Annotated in this window: 18 protein-coding genes; 11 read left to right on the forward strand and 7 right to left on the reverse strand. The window is 53.5% G+C overall.

Annotated features, from left to right (window positions below; all coding sequences use genetic code 11):
* Positions 1-60: 60 nt before the first annotated feature.
* The gene (locus OSC10802_RS50225) at positions 61-417 is read right to left on the reverse strand and encodes a hypothetical protein (RefSeq protein ID WP_155968018.1); all 357 of its coding nucleotides are present in this window, start codon (positions 415-417) and stop codon (positions 61-63) included.
* A gap of 221 nt (positions 418-638) precedes the next feature.
* On the opposite strand from OSC10802_RS50225, the gene OSC10802_RS0117825 reads away from it, so the two are divergent.
* The 8 genes from OSC10802_RS0117825 (at position 639) to OSC10802_RS0117860 (ending at position 6,689) form a co-directional block, all read left to right on the forward strand.
* Positions 639-1,793, forward strand: coding sequence for a HesA/MoeB/ThiF family protein (locus OSC10802_RS0117825; protein WP_017718128.1), 1,155 nt, complete (start codon positions 639-641; stop codon positions 1,791-1,793).
* Positions 1,794-1,801: 8 nt separating this feature from the next.
* Positions 1,802-2,062: a ubiquitin family protein gene (locus tag OSC10802_RS0117830; RefSeq protein ID WP_017718129.1), complete on the forward strand. Its 261-nt coding sequence runs from the start codon at positions 1,802-1,804 to the stop codon at positions 2,060-2,062.
* Entirely contained in the window at positions 2,059-2,595 is a 537-nt protein-coding gene (locus OSC10802_RS0117835; RefSeq protein WP_017718130.1) for a ubiquitin-conjugating enzyme E2, read from the forward strand. The genes OSC10802_RS0117830 and OSC10802_RS0117835 overlap by 4 nt, the downstream gene beginning before the upstream one ends.
* Positions 2,596-2,605: 10 nt before the next feature.
* Positions 2,606-4,042 carry a Mov34/MPN/PAD-1 family protein gene (locus OSC10802_RS40715; protein WP_017718131.1) on the forward strand — a complete coding sequence of 479 codons (1,437 nt, stop codon included), beginning with the start codon at positions 2,606-2,608 and terminating at the stop codon, positions 4,040-4,042.
* 88 nt (positions 4,043-4,130) lie between these two features.
* On the forward strand, positions 4,131-4,505 hold the full coding sequence (locus OSC10802_RS0117845; protein WP_155968020.1) for a hypothetical protein: 375 nt from the start codon (positions 4,131-4,133) through the stop codon (positions 4,503-4,505).
* A gap of 15 nt (positions 4,506-4,520) precedes the next feature.
* Positions 4,521-5,000, forward strand: coding sequence for a hypothetical protein (locus tag OSC10802_RS50230; RefSeq protein WP_155968022.1), 480 nt, complete (start codon positions 4,521-4,523; stop codon positions 4,998-5,000).
* 113 nt (positions 5,001-5,113) lie between these two features.
* Entirely contained in the window at positions 5,114-5,701 is a 588-nt protein-coding gene (locus OSC10802_RS0117855) for a hypothetical protein (protein WP_017718134.1), read from the forward strand.
* A gap of 34 nt (positions 5,702-5,735) precedes the next feature.
* Entirely contained in the window at positions 5,736-6,689 is a 954-nt protein-coding gene (locus tag OSC10802_RS0117860) for a serine/threonine-protein kinase (RefSeq protein ID WP_017718135.1), read from the forward strand.
* A 200-nt stretch (positions 6,690-6,889) separates the two neighbouring features.
* Here OSC10802_RS0117860 and OSC10802_RS0117865 read toward each other — a convergent pair whose 3' ends face one another.
* Positions 6,890-7,192, reverse strand: coding sequence for a hypothetical protein (locus OSC10802_RS0117865; protein WP_017718136.1), 303 nt, complete (start codon positions 7,190-7,192; stop codon positions 6,890-6,892).
* 387 nt (positions 7,193-7,579) lie between these two features.
* Positions 7,580-8,689 (reverse strand): peptidylprolyl isomerase, encoded by a 1,110-nt coding sequence (locus tag OSC10802_RS0117870; protein WP_017718137.1) that lies wholly within the window; start codon positions 8,687-8,689, stop codon positions 7,580-7,582.
* Positions 8,690-9,581: 892 nt separating this feature from the next.
* Here OSC10802_RS0117870 and efp point away from each other — a divergent pair.
* The 3 genes from efp to OSC10802_RS0117890 all read left to right on the forward strand — a co-directional run bounded on the left by efp (position 9,582) and on the right by OSC10802_RS0117890 (position 11,761).
* Positions 9,582-10,139, forward strand: a complete 558-nt coding sequence (gene efp / locus OSC10802_RS0117880; protein WP_017718139.1) for an elongation factor P — start codon at positions 9,582-9,584, stop codon at positions 10,137-10,139.
* Between the two features lie 108 nt (positions 10,140-10,247).
* Positions 10,248-10,790, forward strand: coding sequence for an acetyl-CoA carboxylase biotin carboxyl carrier protein (gene accB / locus OSC10802_RS0117885; RefSeq protein WP_026098587.1), 543 nt, complete (start codon positions 10,248-10,250; stop codon positions 10,788-10,790).
* A gap of 617 nt (positions 10,791-11,407) precedes the next feature.
* Positions 11,408-11,761 (forward strand): ArsR/SmtB family transcription factor, encoded by a 354-nt coding sequence (locus tag OSC10802_RS0117890; RefSeq protein WP_017718141.1) that lies wholly within the window; start codon positions 11,408-11,410, stop codon positions 11,759-11,761.
* Between the two features lie 247 nt (positions 11,762-12,008).
* On the opposite strand, the gene OSC10802_RS0117895 is transcribed toward OSC10802_RS0117890, so the two are convergent.
* The 4 genes from OSC10802_RS0117895 to OSC10802_RS0117910 all read right to left on the reverse strand — a co-directional run bounded on the left by OSC10802_RS0117895 (position 12,009) and on the right by OSC10802_RS0117910 (position 17,455).
* Positions 12,009-12,644 (reverse strand): GerMN domain-containing protein, encoded by a 636-nt coding sequence (locus tag OSC10802_RS0117895; protein WP_017718142.1) that lies wholly within the window; start codon positions 12,642-12,644, stop codon positions 12,009-12,011.
* Between the two features lie 262 nt (positions 12,645-12,906).
* Positions 12,907-13,755, reverse strand: a complete 849-nt coding sequence (locus tag OSC10802_RS0117900; protein ID WP_232731705.1) for an LmeA family phospholipid-binding protein — start codon at positions 13,753-13,755, stop codon at positions 12,907-12,909.
* A gap of 199 nt (positions 13,756-13,954) precedes the next feature.
* Positions 13,955-15,772 carry a proline--tRNA ligase gene (gene proS, locus OSC10802_RS0117905; RefSeq protein WP_026098588.1) on the reverse strand — a complete coding sequence of 606 codons (1,818 nt, stop codon included), beginning with the start codon at positions 15,770-15,772 and terminating at the stop codon, positions 13,955-13,957.
* Positions 15,773-15,877: 105 nt separating this feature from the next.
* On the reverse strand, positions 15,878-17,455 hold the full coding sequence (locus OSC10802_RS0117910) for an AMP-binding protein (protein ID WP_017718146.1): 1,578 nt from the start codon (positions 17,453-17,455) through the stop codon (positions 15,878-15,880).
* Positions 17,456-17,681: the final 226 nt, after the last annotated feature.

Here is a 17,681-nt window from a genome sequence, read left to right on the forward strand (position 1 = left end):
CCGGTTTCTGGCTACAAACAGAGGTTTCATATTTTGAACCGCTATAAAAACCAGGTTTCTTTAAGAAATCAGGTTTTTTGGTGTTGAGGTGTGAGAGGAGTGAGGGGAGGGGGTAACACCGGCGCGGGGGGTGGGACGCAGGTGGTAGTTAGCCAATGCCGGTGGGGATTGCCGGCAATTGGGGTGTGGGCAGGTGCCGGTGGTTCGTTGAGGTGTTCCACCCTGTTGGGGGGTGCTGCCGGTGACTGTGCAACCGGCAGTCATGGCGAGGGGGGAGGCTGGGATTGCGGCTGTGTTGCACATGTGGGCGCTGGCAGTGCTAGCCCGCGACACATGCGCCACACAATCTGCTTGAACTGTTTTGTGGGGAACAGCACCGGCGCTTAATTGACTGCGGGCGGACGCACTTCTGGACATCTGAGCTGGGGATATTGGGGGCCATCTGGCTCGGTGGGTTGCGGGCACGATACCGGCTGCGAACTGCCTGAAAAGTTAAGTTTTATTACAGAGAGGTGTGTGTCTATCAAACCATGATAGATTCATAAATGATGGCAATAGCTTGTCGGGACAGAAACTAACTAAGTGACTTTCTTGGCAAGGTCATGGGGGAATGGTGTAAAAAGCTACAATCTGCAAACATGGACTTTTTTGAGATTGCGGGTGAGCCAGAAAGCCGGTATGATCGGCACTATTTAATAGACTGGTGGGATCAGGGAAGGCTGAAAGTGGCCAGAGTGCTGGTTGCCGGTGCCGGTGCTTTGGGCAACGAGGTGCTGAAAAATTTGGCGCTGGTGGGTGTCGGAAATATCACCGTCATTGACTTCGATACGGTTTCGATTACCAACCTGACTCGCTCGGTTCTATTTCGGGAGTCGGATGTGGGCGTGCCAAAAGTAGAGGTGGCGCGTCAGCGGGCGCTTGAGATTAATCCAGAGATAGCGATTCGGGCCATTTACGGCGATTTGGAATTTGACCTGGGGATTGGAGATGTTCGGGAACATGATATTATTATTGGGTGCTTGGATAGCGTGAATGCGCGGTGGGCGATTAACCAGATGGCGTATCGTGCCGGCATTCCCTGGATTAATGGCGGGATTGGTGTGGCGGAGGGGGAAGTCAGTTTTTTTGACCCCAAGACTGAGGCGGCTTGTTACGAATGTACGATTTCTCAGCAGATGTGGGAGCGGCGCAACCAGCGATACTCCTGTCAGGGGATGAAACGGGATATCCCGGAAGCGGCGATGCCAACAACCGCGACGATTGCCTCAATTGCCGGTGCCATGCAGGTTCAGCAAGCGCTATTATATATACACGGTAAAACGGGGTTGTTGAATGCGGGGGAGAAGGTTTTTGTGGGGTTGAACTCTTGGACAGCTTTTAAGGTAGAAATTCAGCGACAGGAGGATTGTCTCGCCCACGACATGACTGTTGAGCCGAGCCTGCGCGTCAAGTACGAGCCAAATCTCAGGGTTCGAGAGATTCTACAAAATCTGGAGGAGTCTGGGTTTTCCGAGCCGGTGCTCTGGCTGCGCAATGAAGTGATAGGGATGATGCGATGTCTGAATCCAGATTGCAGTCACGAAGAGCGAGTGAATGCTCCTCTGCGCCAATACCCAGAAGCCAAGCGGGCTTGTCCGAGATGCGAGAGCGAGCGAGATTTTGAGGCGATCGGGAATCTGTCGCTAGAATCTCGTGCGGATATTACCCTGGGAGAGTTATGCCTGACGGCGAACGAGATTTTGCACTGCGAAACCGCGAAAGGTCAAATAGCAATACAATTTTGCCAAGCCTAGGAGGAAACATGGCTGATTCACTTTCTTTGATTATTCGCACGGCTGATAGCACCCGTAAAAATGGCGTTAATCTGCCGGCAACTCTCACAATTGGACAGCTTTTGCAAGCGGCACAGCAAAAGTGGAATCTGCCGGCAACTTCTGACTATGCTGTCCGTTTAGAGCGAACAGGTCAACAGTTAAGCCCTTCAGCAACTCTTGCTGCAGGGGGAGTTCAGATGGATGATGTTCTTACGGTTTTCCCGATTATTGAGGCTGGGCAAAAATGAGCGTGCGAGAAAAAAGACTCGAAAATGAATTTAAGGCGCTGTCCGAATTAGTCGCTAATTCAGGAGGGACGCTGGCGATTGTTTCAAAGAGCGGCAATCCGCCGTATCAATATGTCATCGAATATCGCTGCCGGGGAATAGAGCGGTTGCAGGGAAACGAGCCGGTATTCCGAGACACTCACCGGGTAGAAATTACTCTGGGCAGCAATTATCCAAAAGAAAAACCAGCGGTTAAATTTCAGACTCCCATTTTCCACCCCAATGTTTGGGAGGATCGGAATGTCTGTATCGGCAGTTATTGGATAATGGCGGAAACCCTGCCTGAACTGGTTCTCAGAATTGGCAAACTTATTCAGTATGCGGATGACATAACTAATTTGGATAGTCCAGCTAACTCGGCAGCCAAAACTTGGGCAGCCAGTAATAGGGGGCGGTTTCCGGTGGACACTCAGACATTCAAATCCCAAATTCTTTGGGACGATACGCCCCCGTCTAGTGGTGGGGGAGTAAATATTTCTTTTCTAGACTTATAGGAGGACAGTCATGGCACGAGGGCCAGGTTTACCAGATTTCCCCGGAGGCAATAACCCTATCCGGAGGACTCCAGGTTCCGAGCAGGAGAACCAAATTATCTGGGGGGAAGAGTGTGAGGATGTTTACAAGCCAATCCTGAAGTCGATTCGGGAATTTATAGCTGAGCGTGGCATCAGTAATGAAGTCAGGCCAGTCAGGGAAGTCTATATAAAAGAGGATGCCCTTGCTAATCTGAAATCGCATTTAGCGTCGAATCTAAGAGTCGAGCAAGGCGGCATACTTTTGGGTAACGCCTACAGAGATACGCAGAATGGGATCTATGTGGAGATTACGGCATCAGTAGCCGCCCCAGCAACGATTGGGACGGGAGCGCACCTGGAATTCACGCCTGATTCCTGGCAAGGAATTATGGATTATGCGAGAGCCGCACATCCCCAGGAAAATATTGTGGGCTGGTATCACTCGCATCCGAGTATTGGCGTGTTCATGTCAGGAACAGATATGAACACTCAGCGGGCATTTTTCTATCACCCTTGGTGTTTGTCAATTGTTTGCGATCCTGTGAGAAAGCAGATTGGATACTTTTTGGGGAAAGAAGCAGTATCAGTTAACCCATTTATATTGAGGAGGGTTCCAGAGTCGGGGCTGCCGGGATATCCGGAGCCACAGGACATGTCGCGTACCGACTATATAACCAATATGTCGCTCCCACAAGGGTTTCCAACATCGAAGATTGACTGGATAGAAAATCCCGACAGCAAAACTGAAGGCGCGACTGATGCGACTCCGAAAAATCCAATAACTAGAAGATCGCCAGAGACATCCAGCAGGCAATTTATACTCCCCGCCGCAATACTCTTTGTCTTGCTGGGGGCAATTATTTTCATCCAGTTGAGAATCCTATTTCCCGCAGCAATAAGTAGTCAATCAGCTCCCGCCTTCAGTGTTCGGTATATGAGCATGCCGGCAAGGGTACTTTCTCAGTTTAAGGATAATCCAGACATCCTGCGCTATAAGATTGTAAAGGCGGGGGATAAAATTGGTACAGGAGATGAAGTCACTCTGCTGGTTATCTCGCCCGCAGGTCAGGAGAAGGTTGACGATGTTCAGTTGGAGGTAGAGCAAGTTGTCCCGACTCAGGATGTGGGAGTTGAAAATTACGTTAAAATTAAGGAAGAATCCCTCACAGAGACTAATTCAACTAAGCAGTTGCAGTTAGTTCGTCTTGATTCTTTAAACCCAGGAGAAGGGGTACTGGTTCCAGTCTTTAGTTCTAAAATGTCCAGCTCCCCGGCTTCCCAAGATTCTGAACAAGCAACACAGCCTAAAAGAGTGGTGCGTGAGATTGTTTATATTCCGCGCCGGCTACTCTATAAAGACAGCAGCCAAAAGCAGCAAGAAATGGACTTAAAATATGTCCTAAAAAATGCCTCAAAATCAAAATAATGGCTGAGGCGGTATGGGCTGCTTAATTATTGTATGCCTTTTGCTCGGTTTTGCGCATCCAGGATGGTGGGTAGCAGCATTCGTCTTAATGATTATTACTGGCAATTCCCAGTCTTCCTCATCTTCTTCAAGCGGAAGCTCCTCTTCGAGTGCTCCATCATCTGCAACTGCTACCCTCTCTCCACCGGCACCTGACGATCTGGACAACCTGCTGGTGGATATTAGCAGAGGGCAAATAAAAGATCCTGTCACTCAAGAGATATTTCAGCCCGGGCAAAAAGTCTACTTGTGTTACACTCACCGGCTCGCCTATCACGAGGACAGCTGGAAAGAAATGGAATGCAAGTGTATGGTGTGCAACCATGATAGAATGGTCAAGGCTCACATATTGCCGGTTCCCATTGATTTTAAGAAAAGGGACTTGGCTAAGGAATTAGGCATTGAGTTTAGGGATCTGGAATAGTCAGCCACTGGCAGTATGACAGAGTTAGCGATCATAGGATTGGTATTAATGGCGATTCTTGGCGCAGTTATCTACGCCAAGAACCGCTTTCTCCCGCCCTCAAACAGAAACTTTCTAAGAACTTCATCTCCTCCTGAGCGAAACACGCCTCCTTCCCTGACAGGAGATGAGCAAATTGTATGGAGAGACATAAATGTCCCTGGAGATGCCGGTGAAATTGAATGGTTTGAGCTTGAGCCAGGGGACGATACCCCTGTTTATGAGCCTTTCTTGGACCCAGATGTACCTGACGATCTAGATAACATATTAAGGGAGGTGATAGGAACAAAAGACCTTTGCAGTCAGGAGAGATTTCATCCAGGGGAAAAGGTTTACTTGTGCCGGCTGCACAAACTAGCCTATCACGAGAACAGCTGGAGATACTTGGGATGTCAGTGTCCAGTGTGTGGGAGTCCCGCCCACACGGGAGATTACACTCTACCCGGTTCGATTTAGTTTGAAGGGATGAGGATAAATTGCCATCTGTAAAGCCTGATAAATGCTTTATAATGGAGAGTGGGTTTGACGCCCAGACTTAAATCCAGTAAGACTAAGCGGGGGCATGTGGTATGAAAATATTGTACGGCATAGAGCCAGATTTATGTATTAGCCATCCTGAACTTGTAGCCGGCTTTGGCAAAGACCTCGTATTGCCCAAGTATTTTTACAGTCAGCTGGCTTATCTCAAGGATGGTAATTTTCCGGCGGCTACCGAAGCCGCCACAACAATCCTGACTTCTTTAAACCGGCAATCGGCTTCAGAGTTGCTGGTATTTACAAGCCTTGGCGGGGGGACAGTCTATTTCCACGACCAAGAACTCAACCCTGAGATCCTTGAGACAAACCGCGAAACATTTGACATCAGAAACCCGCTAGACCGCTACTTGTTAAGTTTATTTAAGCTAGCGGAGTGTCTGGAATCCAAGGTGTTCTTTCTCCCCCAATCTGCCGGTGTGATTCGGAAATGCCTTAGCTTGCAGTTTGAGGTGGCCATTTGCGAAGATTTTTCCACTCCTGGTGAGTCGTGGTTAGCGCCTGAAATGTTAGCCGATATCCCAGCAATGCTTGACCCACTGGCACAGGTTCAGTGGCAAGAAGATACAGATGATTTCGTGGAACAGGCAGACAGTATTCAGTGGATAGATATAATAAACTAAGACTGCTATAAATGGCAAACTTACCTTGTGAAATATGACTGTATGCCTCAATCCCGCTTGCCAGAATACCCAGAATTCCCAGCAGGCGCAACTGTGTCAAAGGTGTGGATCGAAATTGCTGTTAGGCGAGCGCTACCGGGCCATCAAACCCATCGGTCAAGGCGGCTTTGGCAGAACTTTCTTGGCTGTGGATGAGCACAAGCCATCCCAACCGCACTGCGCAATTAAGCAGTTTTTACCCCAAGATCAAGGCACCGGCAATGTTCAGAAAGCTGCTGAGTTATTTCGCCGAGAAGCAGTGCGACTGGATGAGTTAGGCAACCATCCCCAGATTCCGGAACTGCTAGCGTACTTCACCCAAGACGGGCGACAGTATTTGGTGCAAGAATTTATAGAAGGGGACAATCTCGATCAGGAATTAGCAGCCCAGGGGGCTTTCACGGAAGCCAAGATTTTGGAAGTCCTCAATGACTTGCTGCCGGTGCTGCAATTTATACACAGCCATCAAGTGATTCACCGGGATATCAAGCCGGAAAATATCATTCGCCGCCGTGAGAACCGTCAGCTCATTTTAGTCGATTTTGGTGCTTGTAAGTTTGCCCCCGGCACACCGGCAAAACCCGGTACAGTAATTGGAAGTGCTGGGTATGTTGCTCCAGAACAAGCTGTAGGTAAAGCAGTTTTTGCCAGCGATATATACAGTTTAGGCGTAACCTGCGTTCATCTGCTGACTGGAATTCCCCCCTTTTCCCTGTTCAACAGTCGAGAAGGCATCCAGGGGTGGCGGAATTACTTAGGTGAAAATCCAGTCAGCAGTCAGTTAGGTCGGCTTCTGGACAAGCTTGTGGAAATTCCCATCCTGCATCGCTATCAATCAGCGGCGGAAGTTCTCACAGACTTACAGACGCCGGTGCTTGAGCCAGATCCCCTCTCACAGGTTCAATGGCAAGAAGATAGCGATATCCAGTGGACAGACTTAACCCGTTGATTTCCTCCCACTCACCCCTAAATTCCTTAAAACACCCCTCACCTGCTTCCCTGACAGCAATCTTGACAGGATTCTCTGTAAATAGCACCGGTATCTAGGTTCCAGCTATACAAAAAAAGTCCGCCGGCGCGGACTTAAGTCCGCCAAAACCCGCGCAGGCGGGTTTTGTCTGTATAGCTGCGGTTTCAACCGCCGTAGCCCTACCTCTGCGGAGGAAGCTGCAGTTTGGGAAACCGGTAAAACGTATCCCCATCCGCATCCACTTCCAAAGTTGCCGCAAAAGCCTTTGCTTGACGTTCCAAATACTGCTTAGCAACTTCCGCATCAACTCGGGCACCGGCAGCCAGCTGAATCAGCGAAATCTGCCCATTTTGCGCTTGTAGCAGCCGGTAGAAAGCATCGTCTAACTGTCGCTGCTGCTGGCTTGACCTAGCAGAATTGAGAGCGCCCAAGACTAACAGCACCCCAACGCTAATTACAAACACAAACTCAACAATTGCCATAAAATCACATCACAGAAACGACTGGTATTAAATAGTGGATTCATACGTCTTATATTAGGTCGGGTTAATTAACCTCAAGAAAAGTTAGCCCGCGCAGGCGGGCTTTGTCTGGATAGCGGCAGGTTTTAACCTGCCGTATTGTGGGTATATAGCCCGACATGATATTCCCCCACACTTGCATTGAATAGTCTTGCCTTATATGCCCCCTCCCCCTTTTTGGAACCGGGGACAGGCGAGACGCCTGTCCTACGCCGAAATTCCCGTTTTGGGGACAGGCGAGACGCCTGTCCTACGCCAAAAGGCCCGTTTTTTGGACAGGCGAGACGCCTGTCCTGCTCTTATTCCCCCTCTGCGCACGCGGAGAGGGGGTTAGGGGGTGAGGTTCCCCTAAGCTACTGACGGTTGCACGAGATTTTCCGCCCCATCAATCACCTTGGCGGATTCAACTACATCTCCCTGCTTGAGCTTCTCCAAAACTTCCTTACCCTCCACCACATAGCCAAACACCGCATAGCGACCGTCCAGCAAATTCAGACCGGCAGGCGTAAGTTCCGGCTCAAACAAGAAGAAGAAAAACTGCGAAGAACCCCCATTGGGTTGCGATTCCGGACGCGCCATCGCCACAGTACCGAAGGCGGAGAAAGGAAGCACCGGCTGGTCGCGGTAACGACCGGCATCTTCCAAAGTAATCCCGTAAGTCGGTGCCGAATCCCCCCTCACCAAAATTTCCAAGGGAACGCTGCGGTATTTGCCGGTAGCTGGGTCAATGAACCCCTGTTCGGGCCCGACAGGATCGCCGGTTTGCAGCACATAAGATTCTTCCGAGCGAATAAACGGAAGCCCGTTATAAAAACCCCGCTCAACCAGATCCACAAAATTGCCGGCAGTCACCGGCGCACTGTAGCCGTCCACAACCACAGTCAGCGCGCCCTTATTCGTCGCGATCTCCACCGTAGCGCGACCCTTGAGTTGGGGCAGATTGCTGTATTCTGCCGGCACCTCAAACGGGAATTCTCTCACCATTAACCCTTGCAGCTGTCCCACCAGAGACAGTAGGTTTCCCCGCAGCGTCCTGGTTTTTTCCTTATCTTTAGCGTCCGCTGCTTGTCGCAGCGAAACGAGCCCCTCTTTCAACTGGGCGATCGCAGATTCTGCTTCGGATTTTTTCTCCGGGGCTACACTAGCCAGGACTTCTGACGGGCGATTGAGAATCTTTTCCGCCTCGGCAATGTCTTTCTTCACCGCGCCCCAGCGCCGGTTCGCCCGCAGTTGCGTGGCGATATCTTCCAGACTGGTTTGCAGTTTTCGCACCGGCTTGTTACCCACCGGTAGGGAGTAGCGCAGCAGCGCTCTGCCATCCGTAATCGCATTCCCCGCCGGCAGTCCGTAATCCCGGTTCGCTGCAGCGCTCAGCCCCACAGATAGGACGAGCAGCAGCGCTATAATGCCCGTGCGGGCCAAGCGTTTGCCAAAATTGAGCCAGTGGTTGATAAGCATAAAAATATCCCTGAGTGCTTGGATGCCATAACGCTTGAGGCTTGCGTCAGCCCAGAAACGCCATTTTTAATCTTGCCACACCGGTGCGCCTGGTTCTCCAGTATCCGCTTCTGACTGGAACTCTTTCTGGAATCGACCCATCGCAGACACTCGCGCAGCGCGCAACGCATCGCAACACATCGCTCGCCACTCACAGGCCACGCTTATCGCTCACCCTCTCACCCACAATACAATCTGGGATTGCCTCTGGCAACAGCAGGCTGACTGGCTAACCCCTCACCCCTCTGTTCTCAGGGGCAGATATTTGACTGGAGCCTGTCCCTGCTTGAGGGGCCGAAAATCTGATTTTTCTCTCCCTCAACACACCTGTAAAGAACAGCGCGAATCGCCTATTTTCTCCCCTTACACCTCTGGAACGCGCTTCTTTTTTTCAGCTTTTTTCAATCCGTTCCGACTGGCGGGGAGAGTGAGTCACGCTGAATACTGCCGGGGAGGGTTGACATAAAGGATATTTTACCCTAGTGGCAATGGGAGTGTGGCGGGCTGCGCCGGCGAATTTGCTGACCGCTTCACTCCGCTCCGGGCTCTGTCCCCTTTTAGCGGCGGGTTAATGCTTTGTAACCGGTGCCCTGCTTTCGGGTTAATCTATTCTAGGTGCGGCTGGCACTTCTCTGACATGGCCCGACAGGGGAACTCACGCTTCAAGTCAAGGGGATGGTAAAATCCCCCTACAGATCGTTGGAACTCTTGCTGCTCCAGGTTTCTGGGGTTTACTGAGCTTTTAGTGACAAGGGCCCCACAGACAGAAAGTTGCGCCTGGAGAGCCAAACCCTGAAAGCCTTGCTGTGGCTGCATTCCAAATTTAAAGTATCTAGCTGAAAAAGTCAAGTCCATGATTTCTAGTAACGACTTTCGACCGGGCGTCACAATTGAATTAGATAACTACGTTTGGCGAGTGGTGGAATTCCTGCACGTCAAGCCCGGGAAAGGATCTGCCTTCGTGCGGACAAAACTGAAAAATGTGCAAAACGGCAGCGTCATTGAGCGGACGTTCCGAGCCGGTGAGACGGTGCCTCAGGCCACCCTGGAAAAGAGTACCATGCAGCACACCTATAAAGAGGCCGAAAATTTCGTCTTCATGGATATGGAGAGTTACGAAGAAACCCGCCTCAGCGCATCACAGATTGGGGAGCGCGTCAAGTACCTCAAGGAAGGAATGGAAGTCAACATCGTTCGCTGGGGCGAGCAGGTGCTGGAAGTGGAACTGCCCAATTCCGTGGTGCTGGAAGTGGTTCAAACCGATCCGGGCGTCAAAGGGGACACCGCCACCGGCGGCTCGAAGCCCGCTAAGGTTGAAACCGGCGCTCAGGTGATGGTTCCCCTGTTTATTTCCCAGGGAGAGCGGATTCGCATTGACACCCGCACCGATACCTATCTGGGGCGCGAATAAAACAGCAGGCAACCGGCTGCAGGCTATAGCAGACCTATGGCTGGTGGCCCATTGCCCATCCCCCACCCCCTTTTTGCCTGTAGCCTATCTGAGAGGAACGCACCAGCCGTGCAACTGGACTTAAATCAACTCCGCGAACTGCTAGCGGATTTCGACAAGACTGACATTTCCGAGCTCACCCTAAAAAGTGGCGATTTTGAGCTGACGGTGCGCAAGGACTCTCATCTGCGAGAGCGCCTGACGCCACCGGCACCGCCGCCACCGGGCGCTGCCCCGGGCTGGCCTGCAGCCCCACCGACACCGCCACAACTCCCAGCCGCCCCTGAAGGCTTGGAGGCCAGAGGTACTGCAGGGGCCGGCGTCAGCGCCCCCCCCGCAAGCGCCGGCGCACTACCGCCACTCGACAAAAAGTGGGTCGATGTGATTTCCCCAATGGTGGGCACCTTTTATCGGTCACCGGCACCGGATGAGCCGCCGTTTGTGGGTGCCGGCGACCGCATCAAGACGGGCCAGACTGTCTGTATTATTGAGGCGATGAAGCTGATGAATGAGATAGAAGCCGAGGTGTCCGGACAGGTGATGGAGATTTTGGCCCAGAATGCCGAGCCGGTGGAGTATGGCCAAGTCTTGATGCGGATTAACCCCGACTAGAGAGCGAAGGGCGAGGGGCTTCAGGTGAGAGAAGATAGAAAGCCAGTCACCACAGCGCCGGTCTTGCAATCAGCTGTAGGCTAATCATGCTGCTTGTCCCTTAAAAGGAGGCAGTCGCTTTTCTTGCTGGGCACACCACCACGAATGAAAACTTGCCCCACTGCGGGCAAGCCGGTAGGGCCGGTAGGGCCGGTAGGGGCGGGTTTACCTAAAATGTCTCTGCGAAGTAGCTCCCACCGGGTGCGCTACGCTATCAGATGTTGGTGAACTCGCCCCTACAAACATTTTCACGCCAGAGCTTGGGAACGAAGGTTCCGAGGTTCAGCGGCGTCTGTAAAAAAAAAGACGTAGGACAGGCGTCCCGCCTGTCCTATTTTCAAGTCAGAGCCTCCAGAACGGCGTTCCCAGCTTGAGTTGGGAACGAGGGATAAAATTGTGGCCTTCTAGCCGTAGGGGATCGTCCCGCCGCGCCACCGGGTTTTTATCACTCCAGAAGAATACTTGAGCGCCTCTCCCGCCACTCTCCTCGGGCTGCCGGACTTTGGGCGTCAATCACTCTATTGTCACAGACAAATTAACTGCTACAATCTGGGGATCAGTTCTTTCAGGTCGATCCCATGAAATCAGCGCCGCCTGTCCCACAAGAAGTCGTGCAACAAGTTGCTGAGTATTTCAGCATTTTGAGTGAGCCGATGCGACTCAAGATTTTGAACTTCCTGCGCGACGGCGAAAAGTGCGTGCAAGAGCTGGTCGAAGCGACTGACACCAGTCAGGCCAATGTCTCCAAGCATCTGAAAGTCATGCTGCAAGCTGGGATCGTCAGCCGCCGGACCGAAGGCACCTCCGCCTACTACCGGCTGGAGGACACGCTGATTTTCGATCTGTGTCACTTAGTTTGCGACCGCTTGGCCACCCGCATTGAACAGCAGGCCCGCGACTTCCGCACTTTTAGCTTGGCGATGAAAAAATAAGATAATTTACGGATAAAGATTTATATAAACTGGGGCGGGCGTTGGAAACGCCCGCCCCAGATCCCAGATGCCGTAATGATGACTTTTTAAAAGTGTTTTAAATCAGCACATCAGAAGCTGCACCCGCTCTCGCCCCTAGCGCGCGAACTGCAAAAAGCCAGACTGAATGCCGTAGCCGGCCTGGCGAAAAGTCTGCCGGCTAAGGCATCCAGCCTCGGACAGCCCGGGTTTGGGACGGGAGTCGGGACTAGAGGGAAAAGTTCTTCCGGAAGCTTTGGCGGGTAATCGGCTGAGCAATCTCCAAACCCTCACCCCCCAAAACTTCTAAACGTTTCCCATCCACAGAAATCCAGACCTTGGCACTCTCATCTAAACTGGTGGCCGTGTAAATCACCTGGGCCAAACGAGAGATCATCGAGGCACTGCCGCCGCCTTTCTTAAATTCCCCGGACAGATTCACGTGGACACCATCATTCTTAACCTCCACACTCCGCAGTTTTGTCCCCTGGGGAATGGAGCTAGAGACACCTGCAGGCACAGAACCGCTTAACAAGCGATTGAACGCTGCTGTCAAAACAGCGTTGGGCTGGCTGGCCTTGTCCACATTAATCTGGCCCGGAACCAAATCCAGGTTGGTGCCGGCATCCCTAACCCAGAAAACTTGCACCGCCTTTTGCCCCGGCTTCAGTGGCACAGAAGGCAGGACAGTCGGCCCGACAGCTGAGGGTGCGGGAGTCACAGGTATCGGCACAGGACGAGTTTCAGGGCCCGCCCCTGGGCGCGTCAGCCACCAAGCGGTGCCGCCACCGGCAGCCAAAATCAGCGCCGCACCGCCAGCCAACAGGCCCGGTGAAATGCGACGTCCGGATTGTTGCTCTTGCATACAAAAGCTCTCCTTAAGGATTCAACGGGATTCACTGTGAGGGTAAGCAATCAGCCTTTACTTGGCAAGTCTTAAGCCTCCGGAGATTTTAGATTGGCCGCAGTAAATCTAAAATCTCTGCCGGCATCTCTCAACTCGCCCTCAAGCTTAAAGCTGTACCCAGATAGCTTACATGTGAGGAGACCTTGCTGAAAACTACACCAGCGAAACGGCACCTTCTGTAAAACGGCCACAAATTTCAGCAACGCCCTCCCGATACAATTCACCGGCGCTCCACTCGCGCAAATGCCGCCAGCTCCAATTCATCTGGAGTCACATTCAATTGTAAAAGCCGCGCTGTAATTCCGTAACGCTCCAAGGTGCCGGTGTCACTGCGCCGGCTCACCCCCGAAGCCAGCCCCGCCACCAGCCTTGCCGGTGCCGGCTCCCCATTCACCAGCACCACCGGCTCTGCCAACTCAATCCGCCGCCCCGAAACAATCCTAACTCCTGACTCTACCACCACCGCCAGCCGCTCCGGGTCCCCTCGCTCCTGAATTTCCCCGCTGAAGCGCAGCCGGCTGTTTTCCAAAAGCTCCAGCCTCGGATTGAGAACCTCGTAGCGCTCTACCCCCTGACGCTCAGCAGCGCCGGCCAAGCGCGCTCCCAGATTGCGCAACCGGCTCGCCACCTCAGGCGACTGCAGCGCCCGGTTGATATCTCCCTCAGTTAGCACCAAACGCACCATCCCCTGCGCCGGCTCGCGCAAAGCTTCCCGCAGCTGCGTCTTCCCGCCCCGCCTCAAACGCCGCACGTCCACATCAATCGGATCGGTTTCCACCTCCAGCGCCGCAATCCGAATCTCCCGCGTCAGCCGCATCCCCCGACCGGCAACCCGCACCCGCTCCACTTTGCCTTGCGCAAGCTGGTAGCTGGGGGTGTTGTCGATGCGCACTTGCAGCTGATCCACGGACTCAAAGCGCTGGCGGATGGCGTCAGCCACTACCTTGTCGGCGACGAAACCCGCCGGTGAGACTACAGCCAGCAGGATAGATAAAAGGACGCTCAGGAATTCCATCGATCGGGTGGCGGTAAGATTATTATCCGGCGACTGTAAGTCGCGGCTATACAAACAAAGCCCGCCTGCGCGGGCTATAACAGATTGTAACTGACTCAACGCTTACGCTATGGACGCGGAGCGGCTTCCTGTTTTCTTGCGCCGGGACGTCTAATGTCCTAACCAATATGGCTAGTGCTAGAGTCCGCGAAGGCGGACTTCGTTTGTGTAGCCGCGATTTCAATCGCTAGGTAGCTATAAGCTAAGATCGCAATTAAGCGGAAGTATTCTGAAGGGCGGCATCAATCCACTGCTTTAAGGTGGGCAACACTTCACCGACCGGCATTTCCTGGGATTTGCGGGTCGCCCGCTCCACCACTTCTACTTTGCCATCTTTGAGAGAGCGACCGGGGACAATCCGGTAAGGAATCCCAATCAAGTCGGCATCTTTGAATTTAACACCGGCACGCTCGTCGCGGTCATCCAGCAGGGTTTCGATGCCGGCTTTATTCAACTCCCCGTAGAGCTTTTCCGCCGCCTCCACCTGTTTGCCATCCGTGATGTTGGGGATAGTAATTATAGCATGGTACGGCGCAATTGCCACCGGCCAAATAATCCCGTCTTTATCATAGGATTGCTCCACCGCCGCTTGAGCCAGCCGCGAGACGCCCACGCCGTAGCAGCCCATTACCAGGGGGACTTCTTCGCCCTGTTCGCTGGTGTAGGTGGCTCCCATAGACTGAGAGTATTTCACGCCCAGCTGGAAGATGTGGCCCACTTCAATGCCGCGAGCACTTTCCAGGGTTTGGCTGGGGTCATGGGTGGCGCGGTCGCCCGGTCTAGCCTTGCGGATGTCCACCACCAAAGCCGGTTGCTGGAAGTGTTCGCCCCAGTTAGCACCGGCAACGTGGTAGCCGGTTTCATTAGCACCCGTGACGAAATTTGTCAAGTCTACCGCTGTCTTATCCACCAAGCGCAGAAACTTCGGTGACAGGTTTTTCTCCGAGGTGATGTAACTGTCTTCCAGATTGGGGGCGATGTAGCCCAAAGGCAGGGGTTTCGCCGCCCATTTCTGCTGCGCTTGGGCGTCCGGTACGGTGAGGGAGAGGACGGCTTTGCCTCCGAATTGGCTGGCGAGCTTGGTTAGCTCATTTTGCAGCTTGACCTCATTAACCTCTTGGTCGCCCCGGATGCTGACGATCGCCAGCACAGTCATGCCGCTATCATACACAGCTTGATAGAGGACATTTTTCACCACTTGCGTGGGAGAGCACTTGAAAAATTGGCAGAGTTTCTCAATGGTATCCGTACCGGGGGTTTCCCGCTTTTCATAAGTGGAAAACGGCGAAGGAACGGCGTCAGCCGGGAGGGAGACAGCTTTTTCCACGTTGGCGGCGTACTTGCCATCCGGGGTGTAGAGCACCTCATCCTCACCGGCATCCGCCAGTACCATAAACTCTTGGGAGCCAGAGCCGCCAATCGCCCCTGAGTCGGCTTCCACCGCTCGGAATTGCAAACCGCTGCGGCGCAGCATGTTGCTGTAAGCCCGGTTCATGTCCTGGTAAGTTTTTTTCAGACTTTCCGAGTCGGTGTGGAAAGAATAGCCATCTTTCATAATGAATTCGCGCCCGCGCATTAAGCCGAAGCGGGGGCGAATTTCATCGCGGAATTTAGTTTGAATTTGGTAGAGGTGGAGGGGGAGTTGCCGGTAAGAGCGAATCATCTCTTTGGCAATGGTGGTGATCACCTCTTCGTGGGTTGGGCCAAGTCCCAGCTCTCGCTCTTGCCGGTCGGTGAGGGCGAACATGATGCCCTCCGCTTTGGTGTAGGTGTCCCAGCGACCGGACTCTCGCCACAAGTCGGACGGTTGCAGCTGCGGGAGGAGGCATTCTTGCGCGCCGGTGGCGTCCATCTCTTCGCGGACAATTTGGGATACTTTTTTCAGGACGCGCCACATCAGGGGCAAGTAAGCATAAATGCCGCTGCCAATCCGGCGGATGTAGCCGGCGCGCAGCAGCAGTTTGTGGCTGGGGATTTCCGCTTCTGCTGGGTCTTCCCGCAGCGTCACGAATAACATCGAAGACAGTCGCATCGCTTATTTCTTTTACAGGCAGGATGATTATTATCGCAGATTGCCGGTCGGGAGGGATGGGCCGGGATTTGGGGATTTGGGGATTTGGGGTGCGGGCGAGGGGGTTTAGTGGCGGGCGAGGAGCTTGTGGAGAGCGGGATATTCAATTTTAGCATTGTGGCGCTTGTCTGTGGGGATTTTTGGCAGGACTTTGATGGCGCTGATATGAGCCCATTTCAGGGAGTTCAGGAGTGCGGGCAGGGAGAGGTGAGTTTTGTGCCGGCTGAGTTCAACGGCTAGAATCCGTTTTCCTTTGTGTGAGATGGCGGCGCACCGGCGAATTCCGGGGTAGTGGTGAGCGACGCACTCAACGGCAAAGGGATAGAGGGTTCCCCAGGAGTCTTCGATGCGGGCGGAACAGCGCCCCATCAGCCAGAGGCGGCGGTCGGAGTCGAGATAGCCGGCATCGCCGGTGCGGTGCCAAGAAGTGCCGTCTGCGGTAAATTTGGTTTCGCGATCGCCGTATCCGTAGAGATAGCCGGGTAAGACGTGTTCGCCGCTGACGGCAATTTCCCCAACCGCACCGGCACTCAAGCAATTTTCTGCAAATTCGGAGCCGGTGAGGGGACCGATGGGTGTGCCCCACTGCTGGCGCAGAATGGCGACTTTGATGGCGGATACGGGATGTCCGACGAGCAAGCCTTTTCCGCTGAGTGTGGCGGTTATGTCTTGAAAGCATATTTGTGAGTTGGAAATGTGAGCAATAGGTTCGGCTTCGGTGGAGCCGTAGACGACGGTGATTTCGGCGTTGGGGGCGATTTGCTGCAATTGAGCGAGCAAGTTTGGCATTACGGGTGCGCCGCCGCAGAAGATTTTTTGCAGGCTGGGGAGGGTGAGCCGGCGCGTCAGGCCATACTCTGCTAAGCGCTCTAAAAAGGCGGGGGAGGCGGCGGCGCGAACCGGCCCGATGGCTTGTATTTGAGCGATAGCGGCACCGGCACGGATCGCGCCGGGAAAGCGCAAATCCACATTGGGAATCAGGCTGGTTAAGCCGGAGGCGAGATTGGCGAGGAGAAAAATCGGCAGCGTGGTGAGGTCTATTTCTGCCGGTTTTAGCTGTAATGTTTCGGCTAGTATTCGGTGCTGGGCGAGCAAAAAGCCGTGGGTTCTCAGGGCTGCTTTTGGCTGTCCTGTACTGCCGCTGGTAAAGGTTAGCAAGGCGGGGGTGTCTGGGGTGCAGGGGATAATGTGGGTGCCGGGTTTCACCTGTTGGGCGCTGCGCCAAGAAATCGCCCCGGGTACGGGGCAGCCAATGGCAATTTTTATGGGAATCTGCCGCAGCGCCGGCGATTTCAGGCGCAACAAATGCGCTTGGGTGCTGGCAATTAGGAGTTTGGGCGGGTAAAGGGCGCAGCAGCGTTCGATGTGGTCCGCACCGGCACCCGGATCTAGGAACATGGCAACCATTCCCAGGCGAAATAGGGCGGCGAGAGCAATGTAGAGTTCTGCGGACATGGGATGAAAAATCAGGGCGGCATCTCCAGGCTGCAAACCGTTCTGGCGCAATAACGTGGCGGCGCGACCGGCTGCTGTTTCTAAGCCGGCAAACGTGGTAGTGCGGCTGCGACCTTTGTGAGTGTCGATAATGGCTGGAATTTCTGGATGAGTGGCAGCTCGCTCTTGCAGGATAGTAGCAATGTTCATTCTCTCACGCGGTAAAATGTTGAAATAGGCCCCAGAAACCCGGTTTCGTAGGGGCGGTGCCCCCGTGCCACTGGTGTCAACTTAAGCTCCCGGCGATTGAAAGAAGCTGTTGGCGAATCGGTGAGGGGTTAGACCTCTGGCTAGTTGGCAAGGTTCCAGGCGATTGAAATCGCAGCTATACAGACGAAGCCCGCCTACGCGGGCTAAGAGTAGAGCAAGATTCTCA

Source organism: Kamptonema formosum PCC 10802, assembly GCF_000332335.1.
Classification (GTDB): domain Bacteria; phylum Cyanobacteriota; class Cyanobacteriia; order Cyanobacteriales; family Oscillatoriaceae; genus Oscillatoria.